Source organism: Pseudomonas sp. DWP3-1-3b3, assembly GCF_049896305.1.
Taxonomy (GTDB): domain Bacteria; phylum Pseudomonadota; class Gammaproteobacteria; order Pseudomonadales; family Pseudomonadaceae; genus Aquipseudomonas; species Aquipseudomonas azotoformans_A.
On record NZ_JAFCUA010000003.1, the window covers coordinates 458,826 to 484,223 of the forward strand.

The 25,398-nt window shown below is 56.6% G+C and carries 14 protein-coding genes; 7 read left to right on the forward strand and 7 right to left on the reverse strand.

Going from position 1 to position 25,398, the window contains the following annotated elements; all coding sequences use genetic code 11:
* The first annotated feature begins 12 nt into the window (after window positions 1-12).
* From ACP7BX_RS12060 to ACP7BX_RS12070, 3 genes are all read left to right on the forward strand, one after another.
* Window positions 13-13,089: a filamentous hemagglutinin N-terminal domain-containing protein gene (locus ACP7BX_RS12060; RefSeq protein ID WP_426126630.1), complete on the forward strand. Its 13,077-nt coding sequence runs from the start codon at window positions 13-15 to the stop codon at window positions 13,087-13,089.
* The gene (locus ACP7BX_RS12065) at window positions 13,089-13,352 is read left to right on the forward strand and encodes a hypothetical protein (protein ID WP_426126632.1); all 264 of its coding nucleotides are present in this window, start codon (window positions 13,089-13,091) and stop codon (window positions 13,350-13,352) included. The genes ACP7BX_RS12060 and ACP7BX_RS12065 overlap by 1 nt, the downstream gene beginning before the upstream one ends.
* A 721-nt stretch (window positions 13,353-14,073) precedes the next feature.
* The gene (locus ACP7BX_RS12070) at window positions 14,074-14,625 is read left to right on the forward strand and encodes a hypothetical protein (protein ID WP_426126634.1); all 552 of its coding nucleotides are present in this window, start codon (window positions 14,074-14,076) and stop codon (window positions 14,623-14,625) included.
* A 105-nt stretch (window positions 14,626-14,730) separates the two neighbouring features.
* Here ACP7BX_RS12070 and ACP7BX_RS12075 read toward each other — a convergent pair whose 3' ends face one another.
* The 6 genes from ACP7BX_RS12075 to ACP7BX_RS12100 form a co-directional block, all read right to left on the reverse strand.
* Complete coding sequence (locus ACP7BX_RS12075) at window positions 14,731-15,243, reverse strand: flavin reductase family protein (protein ID WP_426126636.1); 513 nt, start codon at window positions 15,241-15,243, stop codon at window positions 14,731-14,733.
* A gap of 100 nt (window positions 15,244-15,343) precedes the next feature.
* Window positions 15,344-16,372, reverse strand: a complete 1,029-nt coding sequence (locus ACP7BX_RS12080; protein ID WP_191983014.1) for a methionine synthase — start codon at window positions 16,370-16,372, stop codon at window positions 15,344-15,346.
* Window positions 16,373-16,399: 27 nt separating this feature from the next.
* Complete coding sequence (locus ACP7BX_RS12085) at window positions 16,400-17,383, reverse strand: DUF1852 domain-containing protein (RefSeq protein WP_426126638.1); 984 nt, start codon at window positions 17,381-17,383, stop codon at window positions 16,400-16,402.
* A 216-nt stretch (window positions 17,384-17,599) separates the two neighbouring features.
* Window positions 17,600-17,896 (reverse strand): antibiotic biosynthesis monooxygenase family protein, encoded by a 297-nt coding sequence (locus ACP7BX_RS12090; RefSeq protein WP_426126640.1) that lies wholly within the window; start codon window positions 17,894-17,896, stop codon window positions 17,600-17,602.
* Window positions 17,893-18,873, reverse strand: coding sequence for a zinc-dependent alcohol dehydrogenase family protein (locus tag ACP7BX_RS12095; RefSeq protein WP_033900968.1), 981 nt, complete (start codon window positions 18,871-18,873; stop codon window positions 17,893-17,895). The genes ACP7BX_RS12090 and ACP7BX_RS12095 overlap by 4 nt, the downstream gene beginning before the upstream one ends.
* A gap of 61 nt (window positions 18,874-18,934) precedes the next feature.
* Window positions 18,935-19,237, reverse strand: a complete 303-nt coding sequence (locus ACP7BX_RS12100; RefSeq protein WP_033900970.1) for an ArsR/SmtB family transcription factor — start codon at window positions 19,235-19,237, stop codon at window positions 18,935-18,937.
* Between the two features lie 320 nt (window positions 19,238-19,557).
* On the opposite strand from ACP7BX_RS12100, the gene wecB reads away from it, so the two are divergent.
* From wecB to ACP7BX_RS12120, 4 genes are read left to right on the forward strand one after another with little or no spacing between them, the layout of a single operon-like run.
* Window positions 19,558-20,661 (forward strand): non-hydrolyzing UDP-N-acetylglucosamine 2-epimerase, encoded by a 1,104-nt coding sequence (gene wecB / locus ACP7BX_RS12105; RefSeq protein WP_426126642.1) that lies wholly within the window; start codon window positions 19,558-19,560, stop codon window positions 20,659-20,661.
* Window positions 20,658-21,764, forward strand: coding sequence for a glycosyl transferase (locus ACP7BX_RS12110; protein WP_426126644.1), 1,107 nt, complete (start codon window positions 20,658-20,660; stop codon window positions 21,762-21,764). The genes wecB and ACP7BX_RS12110 overlap by 4 nt, the downstream gene beginning before the upstream one ends.
* Window positions 21,742-22,653: a glycosyltransferase family 2 protein gene (locus ACP7BX_RS12115; RefSeq protein ID WP_314529756.1), complete on the forward strand. Its 912-nt coding sequence runs from the start codon at window positions 21,742-21,744 to the stop codon at window positions 22,651-22,653. The genes ACP7BX_RS12110 and ACP7BX_RS12115 overlap by 23 nt, the downstream gene beginning before the upstream one ends.
* Window positions 22,646-23,515, forward strand: a complete 870-nt coding sequence (locus ACP7BX_RS12120) for an NAD-dependent epimerase/dehydratase family protein (RefSeq protein ID WP_426126646.1) — start codon at window positions 22,646-22,648, stop codon at window positions 23,513-23,515. The genes ACP7BX_RS12115 and ACP7BX_RS12120 overlap by 8 nt, the downstream gene beginning before the upstream one ends.
* Here ACP7BX_RS12120 and ACP7BX_RS12125 read toward each other — a convergent pair.
* Window positions 23,512-25,365 (reverse strand): glycosyltransferase, encoded by a 1,854-nt coding sequence (locus ACP7BX_RS12125; RefSeq protein ID WP_426126648.1) that lies wholly within the window; start codon window positions 25,363-25,365, stop codon window positions 23,512-23,514. The two genes, ACP7BX_RS12120 and ACP7BX_RS12125, sit on opposite strands and share 4 nt — an antisense overlap.
* Window positions 25,366-25,398 lie beyond the last annotated feature (33 nt).

The following is a 25,398-nucleotide window of genomic DNA, read 5'->3' on the forward strand; positions in this document are numbered from 1 at the left end:
TCGAGACACCACATGGATGTTCGCCAGTTCGCCTTCCTCGCGCGCCAACCTTCTGCGGCCGTAAAAAGTCGTTCAACCTTCCTGGGCCTGCCCAAGCGCGGGTTGGCATTGGTACTGGCCAACGCCATGTTCTGGCAGCCGCTGCTGGCTCAGGCGGACGGCATTGCAGTGAGTGGGCCGGGTACCACGCTCGGGCAAGCGGGCAACGGCGTACCGATTGTCAATATTGCCGCGCCCAATGCCAACGGGCTGTCGCACAACCAATTCCATGACTACAACGTCGGTGCCAACGGCGTCATCCTCAACAATGCCACCGACCGTACGCAATCCACCCAACTCGGCGGGATCATTGTCGGCAACCCGAATTTCCATGGCAGCGCCGCCAGCGTCATCCTCAATGAGGTCAATGGCGGTAGCCCCAGCCAACTGCGTGGCTACACCGAAGTAGCAGGGCAGTCGGCCCATGTGATCGTGGCCAACCCCTACGGTATCAGCTGCAACGGCTGCGGCTTTATCAACACCCCACAAGCCACACTCACCACGGGCAAGGCGGTCATCGAAAACGGCCAGATCAGCCGTTATCAAGTGGACAAGGGCAGCGTGTCCATTGACGGCACTGGCCTGAATGCCAGCAATGTCGACCAGTTCGAAATCATCACCCGCGCCACCACCATCAACGCGCAGATCCAGGCAAAAAAACTCACCATCGTGGCGGGGCGCAACGATGTGGACGCGCGCACCTTGAATGCGACGGCGCGTGCGGCGGACGGTAGCAAGGCGCCGGACCTGGCGATTGACTCGTCGGCGTTGGGCGGCATGTACGTGGGGGCGGTGAAGCTGGTTGGGACCGAAGCAGGCGTCGGCGTAAAGCTGTCCGGGGACATGGTTGCCGGTGGTGATATCCAGATTGACGCTGCGGGTAACGTGGTCATGGGCCAAACCTCCGCCGGTACGGCAGTGGTGGTCAAAGCGGCCAGCCTAGAGGCCAAAGGCGCAGTGTATGCCGGGACCGACTTGTCGGTGAGTACCCAAGGCGCACTGACCAACCAGCAAACCCTGGCGGCCAAAGACAGCATCACACTGGACGTCGCTGGGCGGTTGACCAACAACGGAATTATCGAAGCCGGCGTCAATGCGGATAACAGCCGCAATGCCCAAGGCGATGTGCGCTTAAAAGCGCAAAGCCTCGATAACACTGGCAAGACGGTGATCGCCAGCCGTGACTTGACCATCAACACTGGCGAGCTTGCCAACCAGAGTGGCACGCTGAGCGCTCAGCGCGATGCGCAATTGAACGCGTCGATTCTGGACAACCAGAATCAGGGCCGGATCCTTAGCGCAGGAAGTCTTGAGGTCACCGCCGGCCAACTGCTAAATCAAAAGGGTCAACTGCTGGCGACTGACGCCACGTTGGCCGTGGGCTCTCTGGCTAACGATGATGGTCAGATTCAGGGTGATAACGCTCTGTCGATCAAGGGCAGCGCCATCAGCAACCTTCGCGGCGCTATCGGCGCCGGTAAGAACCTCGACGTCACCAGCGCCATGTTCGACAACACTGCTGGCAAGGTAATCAGTGACGGCCTATTGACCACTGTGATCGCGAGCCAATTGCTTAATCAGACTGATTTGTTTGCCTCCAAGGGGGACGCGCGTCTCAGTCTGGGGAGTCTCGACAACCGTCAGGGCACCGTCGTCGCTAGCACCAACCTGAACTTGCAATTGAACGGTGTGCTGAATAACCAGCATGGCACCCTGCGCGGCGATAACCGCTTGGATTTGAATGCAGGCCACGTGGATAACCGAGGTGGCGAAATCTCCAGCGCCCAGGCGCTGGTTTTCAAGGCTGACAGCCTCGATAACCGCAACGGCAAACTGCTCAGTGAGCAAGGACTGCTGTTGCGTATCGCGCAGGCCCTGGACAACGCCAAGGGTCTGGTCGCTTCTACCGGGCTGGACCTGCAAGCCAACAGCCTGAATAACGCGGACGGTAAACTCAGTGCGCGTAATGACCTAACTGCACGTGTCACGACAAGCCTGCTCAATGACCAAGGCGAGATTCTCGGCGCTAACACCTTACTGACCGGTGCATCACTGGATAACGGTAACGGTTTGATCCAAGGCGACAAGCGCCTGACCCTTAAGCACACAGGCCTGATCAGCAACCGCAACGGGCGTATGGTCGCCGGGCAGGCATCGGACCTGAGTGCTGCCAGCTTCGATAACACCGGTGGCATGTTCACCAGTGACGGCGCCCTGAAGGCGTTGATCTCCGGTCAGTTGGTCAACCAGGCCGGGCTGTTTGCTTCCGCCGGCCTGTTGCAGTTGACGGCCGCCAGTCTCGATAACCAGAACAAAGGCCGCATCACCGGCAAGAGTGAGCTGGCGCTTTCCCTTGGCCAACTCGATAACCGCAGCGGGTTGATCAACTCCGGCAAAACCATGACTTTGGGGGTCGACAGCCTCGATAACCGCGCCGGTGAAGTGTCCAGTGTCACCGACATGGTGCTCAAGGGCAGTCATTTGGATAACAGTGCCGGTGGCAAGGTACTCGCCAACGGCGATATTCAACTGAACCTCGACCGTCTGAACAACCAGCTCAAGGGCAGCGTCTACGCCAAGCGCAATCTGAACATAGTACTCAATGGTCCACTGTTGAATCAGCAGGGCGCGCTGCGCAGTGAGGCGAGCCTGACCCTGGACATGAACCATGGCGCACTCCACAACGCAGCTGGCCTGATCAACACCCCCGGTGTGTTGGTACTCAAAAATCTTTCCACGGTCGCCAACCAGAAAGGCGAAATCTCCAGCGAACACGCGTTCTCCCTGGCTGCACAAAGCCTGGACAACAGCGAAGGCAAACTGCTTAGCGATCAAGCCCTGACCCTCACCATTGACCGGGCTCTGGTCAATATCAAAGGCGTGATCGCTGCAGCCGGGCTCAGTGCTCAGGCAGCGCGGTTGGACAATACGCAAGGCGTGCTCAACAGTTCAAAAGACCTGACCCTGGCCGTGGCCGGTGAATGGCTGAACGCCGACGGCGAAGTGTCGAGTGCTGGCACCAGTGTGATTGACGCCATGACTCTGAATAACCGCAGTGGGCAGGTTTTGAGTGACGTCAGTCTTTCCCTGACGACCCGAGCCGCGTTGGTTAACCAAGGCGGTACGCTCGGCGCTGGTCAGCGTCTGCAAGTGACTGCGTCCAGTCTCGACAACAGTCAGTCCGGCAGCCTGGTCAGCGATGGCAGCGTCACGGTGCAGGTGGATGGGCTTGTGGACAATCAGGCCAAGGGCCGCATGTTGTCCAAGGGCGATATGACCCTTCAGGCAGGCAGCTTCGACAACCGCGGTGGCGTGCTCAATAGCAAGCAGGCACAGACCCTCACCGGGCAATCCCTGAATAACAACGGCGGCCTGGTCAATGCCATTGGGCCGTTACGTCTGACACTGGACGTAGCGGACAACACCAAGGGCCGTATCGCCAGCCAGGCTGATCTCGAGGCCTCGATCGGCGTGCTGAAGCAGCAGGGTGGCGAATTCGTCGCCCAGGGCAACCTGAGCCTCAGCGGCAATGGCTTGGATAACCGCAACGGCGGGCTGGTAGGCGCGACAAAAGCGCTGAAACTCACGGTCGACCGTGTGGATAACCGCGTCGGGGAAATTTCCGGTCAACTCAAGACGCAGATCAGCGGCCAGCACTTGGACAACAGCGGCGGCAAGGTATTGGTCGGCACCGCCCTGGAACTGACGATGGCCGAGGTGATCAACCGGGCCAAAGGCTTGGTGTTTGCCCAGGATGTAAACCTCAAGGCTTTGAGCCTGGACAACACCGAAGGTACGCTGGCCGGTCAGCGCTCGCTGGCGGTGCAGCTGTCGGCTGGGCTGGACAACACACGCGGCAAGATCAGCAGTGAAGGCGGCCTGCAACTGCACGCATATCGCGTGGATAACAGCGGCGGCAGCCTTTCCAGTGCCGGCGATCTGACCCTTGCCAGCGACGGTGAGTTGCTCAACGTGGGCGGTGTGGTGGAGTCTGCGCAGGCGCTCAATCTGACCAGCACTGGCTTGAATAACAGTGAGCAAGGTCTGGTGAAAAGCCAGGGCGCTGCCAACCTGACTACCGGGCAATTCAACAACAGCTTTGGCGGTCGTGTGATCAGCGCCAACAGCCTCGATATTCAAGCTACTGACCTCAACAACGGCGGCCGCATCGCCAGTACTGGCGTGCTGAATGCAAACCTTGCAAGCCTGACCCAGGCAAGCGGCGGCGAACTATTCAGCAGCAGCCAGATGAATCTGGACATGAATCACGGAGAGCTGACCAACGCCGGGGTGATCAACGCACCGCTCCTGGTGTTGAAAAACCTCGGCAACGTGAACAACCGCAATGGTGAAATCTCCAGCCAGAGCGCCTTCACCCTCGCGGCACGCAGCGTGGATAACGGCGACGGCAAGTTGATCAGCAACCAGGCCCTGAATCTGCGCATCGAACAAGCCTTGGCCAACGCGAAAGGCAGCATCAGTGCGGTCGGCCTCGATGTGCATAGCGCTAGCGTGGACAACACCGACGGTTTGATCAGCAGCCGTAGTGGTCTGGAGATCAGCGCTGACGGCCTGATCGACAACCAGCGCGGCAGCCTGATTGGCGACGGTGCCGTTCTGCTGACCGCCGCAAAACTGGACAACCGCGCGGGCGAGATAGCGGGTAAGGCCAAGGTCACTGTCAACGCCAATCGCATCGACAACCAGAAAGGTCAGTTGATCAGCACTGACACCCTGGCGCTTACGGGAGGCAATCTCGATAACCGCAATGGCCTGGTAGGCGCGACAAAAGCGCTGAAGCTGGACGTGGGCGACGTCGATAACCGCACCGGTGAGCTGACCAGCAACGCCGACCTGAGCATCACTGGCCAACGTCTGGACAACAGCGACGGCGGACAGGTGTTCGCAGCCGCAGGCTTGAGCGTGGCGGTGGATAACGTACTCAACCGTGCGCGCGGCCAATTGAATGGCCAGCGCCTGACACTGACGGGAACAACGCTGGACAACAGCGGTGGCAAGTTGCTCAGCCAGCAACCTTTGGTGGTGGACCTGGCAGGTGACCTCACCAACAACCAGGGCCTGCTGAGCAGTGAAGGCACGCTGGACGTCAAGGCGCGCAGCCTCGATAACACCAAGGGCAGTCTCTCCAGCGCGCAAGGCCTGAAGGTGGTTGTCAGCGATAACCTGAACAACCAGAGCGGCGAACTGGTCACTGACGCTAACTTGGTGTTGCGCAGCGCCAACCTGGGCAACCAACAGGGCACCCTCAGTGGCAAAGGTCCGGTCTCGGTTACCACCGGCACCCTGAACAACCAGACCGGTCGCCTTAACAGCGGCGATACCTTGACCCTGGTCGCTGGCCAGGTAAACAACGGTGGCAGCATTGGTAGTGCCAAGGCACTGAACGCTACGGTGACTGGCCTCGACCAGCAGGCCGGCAAGCTCTTCAGTCAGGCCGGGTTGAGCCTGGACCTTGGCAACGGTCAACTGAACAACCGTGGCGGGTTGATAAACGCCAGTGGTCCGCTACTGCTGAAAAACCTCACCACCGTCGATAACCAGGGCGGTGAAATCTCCAGCGACCAAGCCTTCACCCTGGCAGCACAAAGCCTGGATAACAGCAACGGCAAGCTGCTGAGCAACCAAGACCTGACACTGCGAATCGTCCAGGCCCTGGCCAACATCAAGGGCCTGGTCGGCGCCACCAATCTCAAGGTACACGCAGGTTCCATTGGTAACCAAGGCGGTACATTGACCGGCCGAGGCGAGCTGCAACTGACCAGCGACGGCCTGTTGAATAACCAAGGCGGCAATCTGTTGGGCGGTAGCCGCGTAATCCTCAACGCGATGGCGCTGGATAACACGGTCATTGGTTTGGTCAGCAGCCAAGGCTCCCTCGATATTGCGACAGGCAACCTCAGCACTGGCAGCGGCGGTGAGGTGTCCGCCAAGGGCTCGATGGACTTGAAACTCAGCGGCTTGACGCTGGGCGGCGGTCAAATCGTCGGCGCGCAGGGCGTGACCCTCGATTTGAACGGCGCTGAACTGGATAACCGGAACGCGCTGATTTCCGCCAAGGGCTCACTGGCGCTGAACCGTGTGCACGCCATCAATAACCAGAATGGCGAACTCTCCACCCAGCAAAACCTGACGCTTAACCTCAATAGCCTGGATAACAGCGGCGGTAAGTTGATCAGCAGCCAATTGCTCTCTGTCAACGCGGGCACACTGCTCAACCAGAATGGATTGTTGTCCGGCTGGCAGGGATTGAGTGTCAGTGGTGACAGTCTCGACAACCGCAACAACGGCACGCTTTCCAGTCGCGACGGCGCGGTGGACGTGCGTCTTACCGGCGCTCTGCTCAATACCTCTGCCGGCGCGGTGGCCAGTCAGGGACGGCTGGACCTCACTGCCGCCAGTCTCGACAACAGCGGCGGCATCCTCTCAAGTGGTGCGGGACAAAGCCTGACCGTCACCGGCCAGTTGAGCAACCGCAACGCTGGCCTGATCGGCAGCGGCGCCGAACTCGAGCTGCAGGCGGTCACTCTGGACAACCAGGGCGGTACAGTCAGCGCGCAAAAAGCCCTGGCCATCACCGCCACAGACCTCAACAACACCGGCGGTACCGTCGCCGGGAACGACCGCTTGACCCTTAACTTGCTGGGTTCGCTGAACAACACCAATGGAAAGTTGGCCAGCGCGGGCCCGCTGTTGCTACAGCGCGCGATGCAGATCAACAACCAGGGTGGCCAGATAGCCAGCCAAGGGTTGCTGACCTTACTGGCTGGCGGCCTGGACAACAGCCAGCTCGGCACTGTCGCCGGTAAAGGTCGTGTGGCGATCACCACCACTGGCATCCTGCAAAATGACGCCAAGGGCCTGATCTACAGTCAGGAAGCCGACCTGCAAATCAAGTCCGCAGGGCTCTCAAACGTTAGCGGCGTCGTGCAGGGCCAGAGCGGTTTAAGCTTCGACGTCAGCGGCGATATCGATAACCAGGGCGGCAAGCTCCTGGCGCAAACCGGTGACACCTTCATCAAGGCCAACACGCTGGACAACCAAGGCGGCAGCGTGAGCAGCCTGACCGGGCTGGTAGATGCCACCTTGAAGGACAGCCTGCTTAATGGCGTTGGGCAAAGTAAAGGCGGGGTAGTGCAAGGCCAGCGCGTTAACCTGATAGCGCTTACCGTCGATAACCAGCAAGGTCGCATCGCCGCCCAGGACGGCGATGCTGTTATCACTGCCAATCAATTTCTCAACGCTTATGGCGGGGTGTATGCCAAGGGGGCGTTGCAAACCCATGGCACCTCGTTGGATAACAGCTTCGGGCAAATCTCCGCCAAGCGCATCGACCTCGGCGTTAGTGGGCAATTGAGCAACCACTCGGGGATTATCGAAAGCGAGGAGACACTGACTTTACAGGCTAATGACCTGGTCAATCAGGGCGGCAAGCTACGTGCCTTGGCGCGCTCGGGCAAGACCCAGTTCCAGATCGGCAACCTGTTCGACAACCGTAATGGCGTAGTCGAAACCGCCAACACCAACCTGGGCCTGGCAGCCACTACCTTTCAGAACACCGGCGGCCAACTCCTGCACACCGGCGAGGGCGATTTTGATATCTCCCTGCCCAATGTCACGGGTGCCGGTGGCAGCATCGTGACCCGTGGCGGCCTGACCCTGAATGCTGACACTTGGACCAACAGCAGCGTCATCGAGGCAGGACGCCTCAATGTGAATGTCGGCACCTTCACCCAGACTGAGACTGGGCAGTTGCTGGCCTCTTCACGTCTGGAAGGCAAGGGCGGTCACTGGATCAACAATGGCCTGATCGCCAGCGATGGTAGCCTGGCGCTGCAATTGACGGGTGGTTATGAGGGCAGCGGTCGAGTCAGCAGTGTAGGGGCGCTGGACCTCACGGCTGCACAATTGACCGTGGGGCAACTCGCGGGCATCGCCGGTGGAGGCAATAGCCGCATCGCTGTGGGCGGGACGCTGGCGAATGAAGGGCGGATCACCTCGGCTACGGACCTGAATGTATCCGCAGGCGCGATCAATAACAGCGGAACGCTGGGCAGCAACGCAAACCTGCGCCTGACCACACCTGCTTTGTTGAACCAGAACGGCCTGATTTTCAGCGGCGGCGACATGGCGCTGCGCACCGATACGTTCACCAATCGATTTGCCGATGTTTACGGCCTGGGGAATGTGAGCATTGCCAAGGATGACAACAACGGGCAGAGCACGTCGATCAACAATATTTCGGCGACGATCGAGAGTGGCGGGGATCTGAACCTGGCGGCGGCGAGTATCGAGAACCGTAAGGATGTGTTCAAGACCACGGGTGGTCAGGTATCCAGTTACATTGGTGTTCAGTGCAGCAGTTGTACGTCGATAGTTCCGAATCGTTCAGCTGATAGTTATCTGGTTTGGGTGCAAAACTTCAAATCGCAAATTATTGAAGATTCGGCATCGGCCACGATGACGGCCGGGCGCGATTTCTTCGTCACAGGCGGAGATCTGAGTAATAAGAACTCAACTCTCAGTGCGGGTGGCAACATCAATTTTGCCCTGCAAAACTTTACCAATGAAGGTGCGTCGGTGGGTGACTACAGCCTGCGTCGCTCATACTCCTACGGTGGTTTGCATCCCTACGATCTTTCGCGCTTCATGGTGACGGTCATGAACTACAACCGTGGTCATGACCCTTACTACAATGCGCCCGCCCCAAATATTCATGTTTGGACAGCCGATGGTACTGAGTCCATTGTTCGTGTGGGCCGCCAGCGTAATGGTCGGGAGGATCGAGGTTCAACGGTTTATGGACCGTTGATTCTCAAAAACTCCGACAAAGGTGTAGACCCAGGCGTAGGGGCGGTAGATGGCCCTTGGGAAATGCTCACCACCCAGCCGTTTAATAACACCACCATTGGTTCCTCGAGCGCGGCAAATGCCGTCGTTCAGGCGGGTGGGGCGGTCAGCATCAATGCAACACAGCACCTGACCAACAGTGTTGTGCGCCAGAACGTTGCTGTAGCTGGCAACGGATCGCGTGTGGGCGCAACACAGGTCACCGGCAACACGGCGGTGATGGTTACGATCAACCGCGAACTGCCACCTGGTCTCGCCCTGCAGCAAGTCAACCCGGTGGCTCTGCCAGGTTTCACCTTGCCTACCGGTAAAAACGGCTTGTTTCGCTTGAATGAACAAGCTGCGAACACTGGGCAGGTTAGCAGTGGCGACACTGACTCGCAGAGCTGGACGCTGGGCGACGCCAACGTAGGCTTGGTGCAGCGTCAGCAACCATCGTCCGGCGCCTCCGGCCGTACGCTCCAGGTCAGTAATGCAGCGCAAGCCGCAGCAGGTGTCCATCAAGTCGCGCTGACTGTCCGCGAAGCCGGGGCCGTCAGTGGCAGTGCCAGTACGATTAGCGTCGCCGGCAATACCGATAGCGGTGCATTGCCGCCCGGCCGTACCACAGGGATTGAAATCAGCCACGGTGATGCGGCCAACACGCAGGTTTCAAGGCCGGACCTAGGCTTGCCTGTATTGACACCTGCTGCCCGTGATACGACCGGTGCGCTTGATGGCTCCATCGCGTCCAATACCGGCGCCGCTATCAACATTCCAATACTCACCCCGCTGGCACAAGGCAGCACTCAACCTGGGGCAACGCAACCCATCAATCGCGTCCAAGGCTTGCCCTACAGCAGCGCCCTCTCGCAACCACATAAATATCTGATCGAAACCAATCCTGCACTGACCGACCTCAAGCAGTTCATGAGCTCGGACTACCTGCTCGCCGGCCTCGGCTACAACCCTGATGAGAGTGCCAAGCGCCTCGGTGATGGCCTTTATGAACAGCGCCTGATCCAGCAAGCCGTGGTCGCCCGCACCGGTCAGCGTTTCCTTGACGGTCAGACCTCGGATGACGCGCTGTTTCGACACCTGATGGATAACGCCATCCGCAGCAAGCAAAGCCTGGATCTATCAGTGGGTGTGTCGTTGACCGGCGAACAGGTCGCGGCGTTGACCCACGACATCGTATGGTTGGAAGAGCATGAAGTCGCTGGAGAGAAGGTGTTGGTGCCGGTGCTTTACTTGGCCAATGCTGATCAGCGCCTGACGTCGAACGGAGCATTGATCGCTGGTCAGGACGTCAGCTTGATCGCCGGTAAGGACCTCATCAACGCAGGCACCTTGCGTGCCAGTAACAATCTTTCGGCGGCCGCGGGCAATGACATGGTCAACAGTGGCCGGATTGAGGCCGGCAACCGTCTTGAGCTGTTGGCAGGCAACGATATCGTCAACCAGTCTGGTGGTGTTATCGCTGGGCGCGACGTAACACTGACTGCGACGAAGGGTGATGTCGTCAATGAGCGTAGCTTCACAGGCTTTGGCACGGGAAATCGTAATTACTACGGTGATTCGGCACGTATTGAAGCCGCAAACGCACTATCCATTATGGCCGGGCGCGATGTTATCAACAGCGGTAGCTTGCTTAAGAGCGGTGGCGATACAACGATCAGCGCTGGGCGTGATATCAACATAGTTTCAACCGAGACGCGTGATTCTGGGAATAGCGGGTTGGGGGCTCGCTCATCATCTGTTACTCAGAGCGGTTCTTCTGTAATTGCTGGCCGCGATGTGAAGATGACCGCAGAGCGAGATCTTAATGCGATTGCCAGTTCAATTGACGCTAAACGTGATATCGCCTTGGTAGCCAAGGAAGATATGAATATTGCTTCAGCTGCTGATGAAGAGCACTTTTTGGCGAAGAGCAAGAAGAAGACGGCTCAGCAAGACCACGTCAGCCAAGTGAGCACCATAATAAGAGCAGGATCTGATATTCGCCTCAGTGCAGGTTATGATATGTCGTTGATATCAAGTCGAGTTAATGCTGGCGATGAGGCTTATCTTATTGCTGGTGAGAGACTGGAACTACTGGCCGCGCAGGATAGCGATTATTCATTGTATGACAAGAAGAAGAAAGGCGGGTGGGGTAGCAAACAGACAAAGCACGATGAAGTTACCAGAGTCGTCAATATTGGGAGCGAGGTAACCGCTATCGGGGATCTCACGTTGATGAGCGGCGCTACTCAGCACTATCAGGCAGCCAAGCTAGAGAGTGGCCACGATCTGACACTGCACAGTGATGAGGGGATCGTTTTCGAAGGTGTGAAGGATCTGCATCAGGAGAGTCATTCAAAAAGTAAGTCGAGTCTCGCCTGGAACAGTATGAGTGGTAAGGGCAATACCGATGAAACGTTCAAACAAACTCAGATAGCAGCTAAAGGTCAAGTTGTCATCAATGCCCTGGATGGCCTGCATATCGGGGTGAAGCAGGTCAATCAAAAAACGGTAAGTCAAGCCATTGATGCAATGGTGCAAGCTGATCCTAAAATGGCGTGGCTGAAAGAGGCCGAAAAGCGTGGTGATGTTGATTGGAAGCTTATCAAGGAGACGCACGACTCTTATAAGTACAGTAACGCCAGCCTTGGGCAAGGGGCAATGCTGGCTATCATCATCATTGTCACAGTATTGACAGCGGGAACAGCTAGCGCAGGTGTCGGCTCGCTCGCAGGAGCAACCGCAGGATCTGGTTCTGCAATGGCGGCGGGAACTGCTGCCTCTGCGGCGACGGCGGCGACGGCTTCAACCGCCGCTACTGCTGCGACCAGTGCCGTCGCTGCCGGCTGGGCCAACGCAGCGGTCACCACGGTCATTACATCGGCAGCCAGTGGAGCTGCCATCAGTACGATTAATAACAAAGGAAATCTAGGACTTGTTCTAAAAGATGTAACGTCCACCGAAAGCTTGAAGGGATACCTGGCTGCGGGTGTCAGCGGTGGTATGGCTGGGTTTGACGTAAATATTGCTTCAAGACTGGCGGTAACCGCTGCCCTTAAAACGGTCACCAACGGTGGAAAATTCATTGATAATATGGGTCAAGCTGCAATTGGTTTGGCTACCGATGCGCTAACCGGTGCAATCTATAATCGCGTCGGTGATCAATTGGTTGGTACCGGTTTGCCCACGAAAGTGGCGGTACACGCGATTGTTGGTGGCCTGATTGGTGAAGCAGCAGGTGGAAACTTTGCAACCTCCGCGCTCGCTGCTGGTGCGAACGAGGCACTGATTCAGCAATACGGGGATAAACTATTCCCAGGTATTAGCCATGACGATTTATTGGCCATGACCTCCCAGCTTTTGGGTCTGACAGTAGCCGCGGTTGCAGGTGGGAATGAGAAGGAGCAGCAGATCGCGGGGTGGGTGTCTCAGCAGGCAACTGCCAATAACTATCTGGAGCATCTGGAAGTTGAAAGGCTCTCTAATGAGCTGGTCGGTTGCCGAAGCGCGGCAGACCCAGCGACATGCCGCACTGATTTAAAAGCCAAATATCAGTTGCTCAATGACAGTAAAACCGGTGTAGCCTTGTATGGTTGTAAGAGCTCCGGTGAGGCAACCTGTAAGAAGCAGTTGGACGCCGTAGAGGCAGGCTCAAAAGCACTGGACCAGTTATTTGGTCTTTCCACTCTTACCAAGGAAGAGCGAGAGTTAGTTGAGCATTTTCAAAGTGCTAATCACGACGATGAACGGGTGGCATATGATCCTTGGAGAAAAGCATTTTTCGAGGAGTCAGGTGTTACCGGTGGTGTGTTGGGGGGGGTGGCTGCAGGTGTAGGCGCAGCTCAGCGCGCTGCTGCCGTAGCGGCTTTCGCTGAGCAAAAGTTAACGGTTGAACTGATCCAGTCGGCGACTCAACCATTTAAGGCAGGGCAAACAATTACTCAGGCCGGAAGGGCAGTTACGAAACATCCGGAATATTTTGGATTCAAAAATATTGCAGAGTTACGGCAGGTGTATAAGGGGGACACAGCAGTGAACCAAATTGCAGAAAATGCAATTAGAGATCTGTTGCGTGGAGGCATAAAATCTACTGGGGTGAGTGGTCGATATCCGAACGGGTGGGTTACCTATACACTGCCAGGGGGGCGGGCCGCTAGTTGGGGGCTTGATGGGGCATTTATCGGTTTTCGTGGGGTTCGGTGATGGTTGAGTTAGAGTTTGAAAAGGTTGGTGATATCAATACCTTATTTCCTTACTTGTGTGTGTATTTCAAGGGGGGTAAAGAGCCATTTATGGAGATAGGTATAAGTGATAAGGAGGTTGTTGAATATATTTTTTATCCACATGCTCAAGAATTGATGCTCAGTAGTGAGCAGTGGAACCTAATATTTTCCAAAGGGCAGGTTTTTCTTGATGTTGAATTGAAGAACAAAAAATTTGAAGATGAGTGGGAGGCATCAGATTGAGATTTCTCTGATGAAGGCGCATGAGAGTAAAGTTATCTGTGACAACGATCGCCGATGTAAAAGAGTAGCCCGGTATTCACGTTGTGAATAAACTTGGTGATTTGTAATTTTGAGATCGAGGGTAGGAATATTATCTTTCGTTATGAAAAAAACTAGGTGCAGTTGGCGGGTTGAAACCTAGTTGCAAAAAAACCTTGCAATAGGAAACCCGAAAGCTGTGACGAAGCAATCACGCTGTGACTGCCCGAGTGTCTACGAAGCTGACTTCGCTAATAAGCGAACTCTTCGCACTGCCAAGGATCTGTCGTGGGACCGAAGCATCGATAAAATCTGACCAGTCAGTAAAGTTCTCATCGTAGCTGACAACGCACGGCTCCTTTTCCTACAGGTCATTGAAATGTCTTGCTATGACAAGCCAACCCAACCCGACTAACTTTCCTGGCGTGACGCATTCATGCGACCAACGCTAAGAGGACAGCTTTATTCGATCTTAGATGATCTGTGAAAGGAGCCAATGCTGATGTCGGGAAGTGAGATAAGTTTTTTATAGTTTTATTGATGTGGGTGTGTTAATTTTTGATCGAAAATAAATCTGTCCAGTTTTTTTTGGTGTTATGTTACTGTCTAGGTTTTAAATAGGTTTAACCCTGTTTCAGGATTAAATAATGTCGTGATTGTATAAGTGCTTGCGAGAGAAGGAGGAGTTGTAGTGAGATCTAGTATGTTGTTGGTTTTGTTTTTTCTTTTGTCCGGCTGCGTAACCAATCAACTGCACTTCGCGGCCTACACCACAGACGCAGAACTGTCTGCGATCAAAAACAACACCATTCACTCAACGATAACCAGCCTATCTGGCGATGAACGCTGCGCTCCCTGTTCCGAGCGTAGTAAGGTGGTGTGGCATGCGGCCAACTATAAGGTGGGCCTGTACGAAGGTTTCGCTAATATCCCAGTCACCGATTGGTCTGAGTTCACCAAACGGTCTATCGGATCCGACGCAGATGCGAGCATAAAAACCAGAGTCGAGATCGATCGGATTTTTGTCAAAACCTGGAACAGTCCTGATTATTATGCGTGCGAAGCGAGGCTCTCGGTGTATATCGGGACGGCTAAATATACCGGGCAGTCGCGTGTGAAAATAAAGAGGGCAGGCCAAGAGATGGTTAGTCAGAATCTAGCCTATCTTAAGTCCGAAACACTAAATGCTGTTAGTCTTGCGTTGAAGGCTGCTTACATCGATGCCTTTAGCCGCATTGAAAAAGTTCCGGGCTAAAGCTGCGGTGCAGCAAAAGCTACTGGGGTTACTGGGGCTGCCGGGAAGCCTGCAGAGAAGCAGGCTTTTTTTGCGTTGAAAAAAGAGAGCAGCCTAGTTCGCCGCTCAAGCCACGCCATGCGTGGCGATGTTGCAATATTGCCCTTTGAAATACAGCAATGGCCGCGTCGCAACAGCCTCTTTGGCTAAATCCAGCGCTTTCACTTCACCAATCACGATCAGGTGATCACCCGCGACGTGCTCGGCGTGGATTTCACAATCCAGCCAGTGCAGGCTCCCGGCAATGACCGGATTACCCAGCGGCGATTCCTGCCATTCGATGCCGTGCCATTTATCCGTGCCTCGACGGGCGAACTGGTTGGAAATCCTGACCTGCTCAGCCGACAGGATATTGACTGCGAACCGTCCTGCCTGGCGGATCTTGGGATAGCTGGCCGAGTTGGACATGACGCTGAATGACACCAGTGGCGGGTTCATTGACACGCTATAGAACGACTGGCAGGTGAAGCCAATGGGCTCCTCATCCACATGGGATGTGATCACCGTGATACCGGATGCATAGTGTCCGAGCGCTTCGCGAAAGCTCAATGGCTCGATAGCGGTATTGGGACGTGACATAGTCAATCCTGAATAGTGAGTGCTGTTCGAATGCGTGAAGGCCTGAAGTGGTGCGGCATTTTCTTCCCTGCCATGCTCCGCTTCCGGCCTTCGCCCAGCACTAGTTCGAGAGCTCTCTTCGAACGATTTCCGCACCTGCGCTCAGGGCATTCAGCTTGCCCCTCGCTACCTGGCGAGGCAGCGGGGCCATACCACAGTTGGTGCAAGGGTAGAGCTTGTCGGCGTCTACAAATTGAAGTGCTTTGCGTAGGGTATTGGCGACTTCCTCGGGCGTTTCAATGGTGTGGTTGGCCACGTCAATGGCGCCTACCATCACTTTTTTACCGCGAATGAGTTCGATCAAATCCATCGGAACATGGGAGTTGTGACATTCCAGCGAGATGATATCGATGCTGGACTTTTGCAGCTTTGGAAAGGCTTCTTCGTATTGGCGCCACTCTGAACCCAGCGTCTTTTTCCAGTCGGTATTGGCCTTGATGCCATAGCCATAGCAAATATGCACCGCCGTTTCACATTTAAGGCCTTCAATGGCCCTTTCCAGGGTGGCAACGCCCCAATCATTCACCTCGTCAAAAAAGACGTTAAAGGCCGGCTCGTCAAACTGGATGATGTCGACACCCGCGGCCTCCAGTTCCCTGGCTTCTTGATTGAGAATCTTGGCGAATTCCCACGCCAGTTTTTCGCGACTTTTATAGTGGTTGTCATACAGCGTGTCGATCATGGTCATGGGGCCTGGCAGCGCCCACTTTATCGGCTGCTTGGTTTGCTGGCGCAAGAACTTGGCGTCTTCAACAAACACGGGTTTTTGGCGAGAAACCGCGCCAACAACCGTCGGTACGCTGGCATCATAGCGATCACGAATCCGGACGGTTTCACGCTTTTCAAAATCAACGCCGTCAAGGTGTTCAATAAAGGTGGTGACGAAGTGTTGGCGTGTTTGTTCGCCATCGCTGACGATATCAATGCCGGCTTGTTGTTGTTCCTGCAACGACAAACGCAAAGCGTCCTGTTTGCCCTCAACCAGTTCCTCGTCTTGCAGTTTCCAGGGGGACCATAGCGTTTCAGGTTGTGCAAGCCAAGCAGGTTTAGGCAGGCTGCCAGCCGTTGAAGTCGGTAGTAATTTTTTCACGATGGGTGACCTTGTATTCTAAATAAGTCAAAGCGCGCAGTGAGCGGACCACTGCTCAAGAACAGCCTGGTACGGTTTGATGAAGTGTTCTTCGACAAACTTTCCTTGCTCGATAGCCAACTGGCTACGTTCTTCGCGGTCATAAACAATCAGGGTTAATGAGTAGTCCTGGTGCTTCAAACTGGGTTGGTAAGATTGCCCGGCTGCCGAGTTGGCGTTGTAAATCTCAGGCCGGTAAATCTTTTGGAAAGTATCCATGGTACTGATGGTACTGATCAGCTCAAGATTGGTGTAATCACTGAGCAAATCACCGGAAAAGTAAAATGCCAGCGGCGCAACGCTGTTGGACGGCATGAAGTAGCGAACCTTCAGCCCCATTTTATTGAAGTACTCATCCGTTAAGGAGTATTCATCCTGCTGGTATTCAATGCCCAAGACAGGGTGCTGGTTTTCAGTCCGGTGGTAGGTCTTGGTGTTCGAAACACTCAGGCAGATAACCGGCGGTTTATTGAAGTTTTGTTTGTAGGTATCGGAGTTGACGAAGCACTTGAACAGCTTTCCGTGCAAATCGCCAAAGTTATCTGGCGTGCTGAATTCGGCTTGATCCTTGTTGTGCCCCAACAGCACCACGCTGAAGTCATAATCACGTACGTAGGAGGAGAAGTTGTTGCCTACGATGCCCTCAAAACGCTCATGGGTCTTGTGGTCAATAATATTTGATTTCAATATTTCAATCAGGGGGATGCCGTTGCCCGTGCTGCCGGTATCGATATTCATCTCAACAGAAATAATTTCAAGTTCGACCGTGTAGCGATCGCCTTTGGGGTTGTCCCAATGCGCCAGGGTATTAAAGCGGTTGTCAATCATCCTTAAGGTATTGCGCAGGTTTTCTTGACGACGCTTGCCTCTCGCCAAATTGGCAAAGTTGGTCGTGATGCGCGTATTTTCGGACGGTTGATAGTGTTCGTCGAAACGAATTCGCTTAATGCTGAACGTGAATGCTTTGCTCATTACTCTGGCACCCTGATGTCTGAGATAAACCTGAAAGAACGTCTCACCTGGTTTTACTCAGAGGTCTTTACAGTGTCTTTAATTAACAAACAGTTTAGGCTGAGGGATTGCTTGAGTGAAAATGAATTGATTTCACTGAATCGTTAGCCCTGCTCATGACAAGACAGCGGATAAAGAAAAGCCTGCCGCGCGGCAGGCTTTTTACTGTTGGCTTATTCAGGCGAAGGCCGTGCCCTCAATGTGATAGACCTGCGGTTCTGCAGAAAAGTATGTCTCCAGGCCCTGCATGAATGCCTGGTGATCGTCACTGGCTTCGAATCCTGGCGTATGGTCTTCGAGCGATGCCCAGCGCACGATCAGGTTGAAGCGCTCAGGTGTTTCGATCCCTTGGGCGAGCATGTGGCCCAGGTAGCCCTTTGCGCGGGTGAGCAGGGGCGCGACCTCGGCAAACGCCTGTCTGAACGTTTCAATCTGTTCTTTGTGAACGGGGAGCAGGGCGATTTCGTAGATCATGGCTTGGCTCCTGCGGTGGGCTCGATGGCGATCGCGATTTTGCCTTGGAGGCCGTTGTTGGGGCTCTCCAACCGGGCATGGGCGAGTGCGATGTCAGCCAGTGCGTAGACGGCGCCGACGTGTGGACGCAACTGACCCCGTGCTACCAATGTGCTCAACTCGTCGAGTTTGCCGCGGTTTTGCCGGGTGAACACGAAGTGATAACTCGCATTCTTGCCCCAGGCCTGCACCAGGTTCTGTGGTTGGGCAATGTCGACGATCGACACCACGCGGCCCAGTTGCGCCAGTGCGTCAGGGCTGCGCGACAGCGTGTTGCCGCCGAGCGTATCGAATATCACATCGACGCCGCGCCCCTCTGTTTCCCGCATGATCACGTCGACGTAGTCTTCCTTTTCGTAGTCGATGATCACGTCGGCGCCCAGGCTTCGTGCGAACTCAGCGTTGGCTTCACGCACAGTGGTGAACACCCTGGCACCGATGGCTTTTGCCAGCTGGATCGCGACGTGGCCCACACCGCCTGCACCGCCGTGGATCAGGATGCTTTCTCCCACTCGAAGCGCTGCGCGCACGGTCAGCGCTTCCCATGCCGTTCCGCCAACAAGGCTCAGGCTGGCCGCTTCCAGGTGGCTCAGTGTGGGCGGTTTCTTCCCGACAATGTTTTCGGCCGCCACGTGGTATTCGGCATAACTGCCGGGGCCGTCGAATATCTGCGGGGTGTACCAGACTTCGTCGCCTGGCACGAAGTTCGTCACGCCGGGCCCGACGGCTTCGACAACGCCCGAGACGTCATGGCCAGTAATGGCGGGGAGGGGCACCAGGTCGGAGTAGTCTCCGCGTCGCACCTGATAATCCAGCGGGTTGATGGAGGTGGCGTGTACCCGCACAAGGACCTGTCCCGTGTGCGGCACCGGCGTGGGCACCTCGCAGAGTTCGAACGAATCCGGGCCGCCAAATGATTTAAGCCTCATCGCTTTCATTGCATTACCTCGTTTCGGCAAAAAGGGATATCGGGAATTCTCGATATCTTGGGTCAAAAAATTACAGCTCCTTGCCAATGATCTCGGCGAGCGCACTGATGGTTGCTTCGTTTCGCTTGTAGTAGGTCCATTGGCCGATGCGCCGGGTTTCGATCAGGCCAGCTCGATGCAGCGTTGCCAGGTAATCGGACACGGTCGACTGCGACAGCCCGACGCCTTCCTGAATACTGCTGACGCAAACGCCCACCGTATGAACGTCCCCTTCATCCTGGGCAGGGAAGTTCTTTTCGGGGTCCTTCAAACCTTTCAGGATTTCGAGTCGAGTCCGGTTTGAGAGCGCTTTGAATATTTCGAGTAGGTCCATGGTGTGAGGATATCGAGATTTACCGATATGTCAATGCAATCAAGCAGGTCAATGTGAACTTGCTTGCCGGCTGCAGCCGACCTGTCCGGCATTTGCCGTGCAAAGCGCGCAATCTGACCTATGCTCGTTTCGTCAGTTTCAAGATGTGTATTAAACGTATTGATCAAACCAGGCTCGTGACGGCTTGAATTCCGAAACCGAGCAGTAACTCCGCAGCATCCAGAAACACAAGGGAAGGTGTGGGCAAAACGGCTGGCATTGCGCATGGCCTGAATGCGTGAGCGTCCCAGCCACTCTACGGATATGGGAAATAGGTTTTGGTGTCTGTGGTAAAAATTCTTTGCGTGATCGGGACGCGTCCCGAGGCCATCAAGATGGCCCCGGTCATTTTGGCCTTGAAAAAAGAGCGTTGGGCGCAGGTGCATGTTTTAGCGACGGCGCAACATCGCCAGTTACTGGATCAGACCCTGGGTTTTTTCGGCATCACCCCGGACACTGACTTGGACATCATGCGGCCGAGTCAGACGTTGTCTACCCTAACGGCCCACCTGCTGCTCGACTTGGACAAGGTCCTGCTGAAGGAGAAGCCCGACGTCGTCCTGGTTCAAGGCGATACCACTTCAGTGCTGGCTTCGGCCTTGGCCTGTTTTTATCACCGTATACCGGTGGGTCATGTCGAAGCCGGTCTGCGCACCGGGGATATTCAGCAGCCGTTTCCCGAAGAGGCCAATCGGGTAATCACGGGGAAGTTGGTGCGCTGGCACTTCGTGCCGACCGAAGGTGTCCGGCAGAACCTGCTGAAAGAGGGCGTCATCAACGCCAATATTTTTGTCACTGGCAATACAGTGATCGATGCCCTGTTGACCACTGCCGCCATGGGCGTGGAACTGGGTCTGGATATTGATCCGAGCAAGCGCCTGGTGTTGGTGACCTCACACCGCAGGGAGAATTTTGGCGAACCGTTCCAGAATATCTGCCGTGCTTTGCGAACCCTGGCCGAAAACAATCCGCAGGTTCAGTTCCTTTTCCCGGTTCATCCAAACCCCAGCATTAAGGATGTTGCGCAGATGTGCCTGGCTGGGCTACCGAACTTTACCTTGTGCGCACCGCTGGGCTATCCCGTGTTCGTCGCGGCGATGAAGGCGGCCTATCTCATCCTTACCGATTCCGGAGGCGTGCAGGAAGAAGCGCCTGCACTGGGCAAGCCGGTGCTGGTGTTACGCGAAGAAACCGAGCGTCCGGAGGCGGTTGCGCAAGGTGGGGCCAGGCTCGTCGGTACGGACTGCGCGCGTATCGTCGAGGAGGCCCAGCGCTTGTTGGACGATAGCTCGGCCTATCGCCTGATGGCGCAAGGTGTTTCGCCTTACGGCGATGGGCAGGCTGCGGGGCGTATCGTCCAGGCCCTGCGCGAGCATTTTTGTTGACGCGCCTGATCATTCTCTCGCCATTGCCTTGGGAGAGCTTTGCCCAGCGGCCGCATAAGTTTGTCGAGTGGCTTCATCATCGCACGGGCGAGCCGGTGCTGTGGGTCGATCCTTACCCCACTCGGCTACCCAAGTGGAGTGATCTGGGGCGTCTGTGGAATCCCCCGGCGCCGCGTCAACCCGCGGCTACGCCATCCTGGCTCACAGTGCTGAAACCCGGCGGGTTGCCCATTGAGCCCCTGCCGGGTTCGAGTTGGGTGAATCGTCTTGTCTGGCGACACGCCTTGCGTGCGATCGATGAGTTCGCCAACGGCTCACCCACCTTGCTGGTGGTCGGTAAACCCTCGGTCCTGGCCCGCTTGTTGTTGCAGCGCCTTCGTCATTGCTCGTCCCTGTACGATGCGATGGACGATTTTCCGGCTTTTTATTCGGGCATTTCCCGCTCCGCGTTGGCTCGATGCGAGCGCTTGATCGCCCAGCGAGTGGATCACCTCTGGGCCTCCAGTTCCGGGCTTGATGCGCAGTGGCGCAATCATCGCGATGACGTGCACCTGGTGCATAACGGCCTGGACCTGTCGGCCATACTGGCAGTGAAACCGCCAACGGGGTCAACCACCCGGAAAGTATTCGGTTACGTAGGGACCATGGCCGCCTGGTTTGACTGGGAGTGGGTTGTCGCACTGGGTCGGGCCCGGCCGAACGATGAAATCCGTTTGATGGGACCGGTCTTCGGGAACCCGGGCTTTCAGTTGCCGGACAACATCGTCGTGCTGCCTGCGGGTGATCACGGGGCGGCGTTGGAGGCCATGGCGGAGTTCGATGTGGGGTTGATTCCGTTCAAGTCCAATGAACTCACCGCTGCGGTCGATCCGATCAAGTATTACGAATACCGCGCACTGGCATTGCCGGTGATCTCGACGGACTTTGGCGAAATGCACGGCCGTGCAGGTCTGCCAGGCGTTTTTATCAGTCAGTCGCTGACCGATCTTGCCACCTTGGCCGAGGCTGCGTTGCAGTGTGAGCGGGATGTGGATGAGGCTCGGGCATTTGCACTGCAACACTCATGGGACGCTCGCTTTGATGCCGCCGGGCTTCATGCATAACTGCGATGTCATTGTCGTCAACTACAACGCCGGTGAGTTGATCGCCGAGTGCGTGGCGTCGGCGTTGAGGGAAGGCGCGCTGCACGTGATTGTGGTGGACAATGCTTCCCATGATGGGAGCCTTGCACACCTGGATACTTTCCTTGCGGACAAGCGACTGAGCATCATCAGGAATGAGCGAAACCTGGGGTTTGCGGCGGCCTGCAACGTGGGTGCGAAGGTTTCCGGTGCGGATGCGCTGCTGTTCCTGAACCCTGATTGTGTCCTGATGGCCGGTGCACTGCGTTGCATGATGGACGCACTGCAAAACGATGCGGCCACCGGTATGGTCGGTGGTTTCCTGTGCAATCCCGATGGTTCCGAACAGCCGGGTGGGCGACGGGTTTTCCCTACGCCCAGGCGTGCATTCATACGGGCTTTTGGGTTGTCACGCCTGAACGGGTTGTTTCCTTCCCTCTGCGCTGATTTCCTTATGCACCGCGAGCCGCTTCCTGTCGAGCCGGTTGTCGTGGAAGCCATCTCGGGGGCGTGCATGCTGGTCAAGCGTGAAGCCCTGGAGCGTGTAGGGCCCTGGGATGAGGGCTACTTTCTGCACTGCGAAGACCTGGATTGGTGCATGCGCTTCAAGCTTGAACAGTGGCGTGTGGTGTTTGTGCCACAGGCACAGGTCGTTCATGCAAAGGGAAGCTGCAGCCGCGATAGACCGTTCTTCGTGGAGTGGCACAAGCATTACGGCATGGTGAGGTTCTATAAAAAGTTCTTTAAGGCGCGCTATTCCGAGGGGCTGTGGCGCTGCGTGGTAGTGGGGGTTTGGCTGCGTTTCTGCCTGGTCTCCACCGCCCTCGCGGGCCGGTTGGTACTGGCCAGAATAGGCGGTGCGCGTGCCTGACATCACCGTGGGAGTACTGGGGGCAAGCAGCCTGGTGGGCCGCTGCGTGCTTGCCGGGCTTGTCCGTGATCACTTCAAGGTCATTGCGTTTTCCCGACAACGACAACGTGATGCGGACACCGAGGCCGTGAAGTGGCGACTCATTCCCGAAGACGTATTGAGTGAGCCGATGCCGCCCATTGCTTTGTGGATCTGCGTGGCGCCGGTCATCGCGCTGCCGGCGCATTTTGCGTGGCTGCAAGCCTGCGGAGCGCGCAAAGTGGTAGCTTTGTCTTCCACCAGCCGTTTTACCAAGGGCCATTCTTGCGACCCTCAGGAGAGACGCCTCGCCAGCCAGTTGCAGGACGCCGAGGACCGCTTTGAGGTATGGGCGCAGGAGCATGGGGTGCACTGGGCCATTCTGCGTCCGACACTGATCTACGGCCTGGGCCAGGACAAAAACATCACGCGGATCGCAGGGCTCATTCGCCGCTTCGGTTTTTTTCCACTGTTTGGCCACGGGGTTGGGCTACGCCAACCCGTGCATGCCGAGGATGTGGCGCTCGCCTGTGTGCGTGCGTTGCAGTCGCCTCAGGTTTGCCATCACTGCTATGACCTTTCCGGAGGCGAAGTATTGTCCTACCGAGAGATGGTCACACGGATCTTTGCCACACTGGGACGGCGCCCGCGGTTGTTCAGGGTGCCACTCTGGCTGTTTCGGATCGCCGTTGCGTTGTTGCAATGGTTTCCGCGCTACCGCCACTGGTCGGTGGCCATGGTCGAGCGGATGAACCAAGACCTGGTGTTCGATCATGCCCATGCCACACGGGACCTGGGCTTTGTCCCCAGGTTGTTTTCGTTGTCGAAACAGGACCTGCCTTAGTCATGCTCATGGGGAACCCATGCGCCCCACTTGGTTTCATAAATGGCTTTGTTCCTGTTGAACAGTGCCTGGCGCTCACTGCTTTTGATTTGCCCGAACGACGCCGAGAGTTGGTGATGGACAAACACATCACGGGCACACGCACTCATCAAACCGGCCAGCTCCACGCGCCGGCAGTAGTCATCATCTTCGAAGAAACCGCGCCCATAGACTTCGTCGAGCGGGCCGATTCGCAGGTAGGTCGTGCGCGGCATCATCACACAGAAAAATGCCAAGGTCGGCAGCCTGATGAGTTCGCCCAGGTGCTGGCAGGTATAGCGCCTGGCCGCCTGCGGCATGTCGGCCAGGTGGGTGTAATCGACGTCGACCCTGGCCTGGTTGCCGATGTTGTTGGTGCTCGGACCGATCAGCCCCAGCTCGGGATTACGCTGCAAATGCCGTTGCAGCGTACCCGCCCAGCCCGCAGTCACCTGTGTGTCGTTGTTGAGCAGCACCAGATAATCACCGCTGGCGATCTCAAGCCCTTGGTTATTCGCAGCTGCGAAGCCACGGTTGTCGCTGTTGAGAATGACCGTTTGTCCACGGTTGGCCGCCCATTGCGTGAGAAATTCCGGGGTGCCGTCACCGGACGCGTTGTCCACCACGATGATTTCCAGCGCAGGGCCGTCGCGCTCGCTCTCTAGACTGTCCAGGCAGGCGCGCGTCAACGCCAGATTATTGTAGGTCACCACGATGACGCTGATTCGCGCTGTGTGGTCGCGGCTTTCGGCCAGGGCGGTAAGCGTCTCGACACGGTGCGTCCAGGTCTGCGTTGCGGCGAATGCCTGTCGCTGGCTGATTTGCTCCGGCGTCGACGGAACCAGGGCACGACCGATCGCGGCGATGAACGCCTGGCTGTCCTGGGCCACCTGCACCAGCGCGCCGAATTGCCGCATCTCTGGCAAGTCCACCGTCACCACCGGTTTACCTGCGCTCAGGTACTCGTAGACTTTCACCGGGTTGGTGGCGAGCGTCAGTTCCGTCACGTGAAACGGCATGATGCAAACGTCAAAACCATGCAGGTAGTGGGGCAGGGCGGAGTAGGGCACTTCGCCTATAAACTCGACGTTTGGTTGGTTGCGTAACTTCCCCCGGACGCCGGCCGTATCGGCCCCGATCAACAGCACCACATGCGCTGGAAAAGCCCGCGCGATGCTGCCCACCAGTGCAGTGTCAAACCAATGGGCAATCGCGCCGTAGTAGCCGATGACCGAGCGGTTGAAGCGGTCTCGATAAGGGGTCAAGGGTGGGCTGGTGAACCTGGCGAAGTCAGCGGCATTGCGCACAACCGCGCGGGGCGCGTCGTGTGGGTCTGGCCATTGCCGGGCCAGCCAGTCAGAGGTGAACAGCCTGAGGTCGGCATTGCGCACCAGTCGTTGTTCGAGTTGCAGGATGCCGGGCGCGTTGTCGCCAAACCCTTGATGGTGGTCCATGCAGTCGTAGAGCAATCGGCCGTCAGGCAACTCGCTGGCGATGTCGCACCAGAAGGGGTGTTGCACCAGCGAGATCACCCGTCCGCAACCGGCCCAGAGCAGCACCTCGCCGATGCTGCGACGCAACTGGTGAAGTTGTTGGGCATCCGGCGCGCCGGCGTAGATCGACGGAGCGCCACGGGCAAACAGGTGAACCTGGAACAGTCGGTTGTCCTGGTCCAGCGGTTCCACAGCAAAGCCGGCCTGGGAAGTGTCTTTCAATGAGGTTGAGACATAGATGACCCGACGTCCAGTGGCGCTCAATGCCTGGGCCAGTTGTTGTGGGCGCTGGTGGCGGAAATCCCAATCGATAGCGCCCCAGACAATGTAATCGGCCAACTCGGCTTGTTGTGGCTGCGGCCTCAAGGTGGG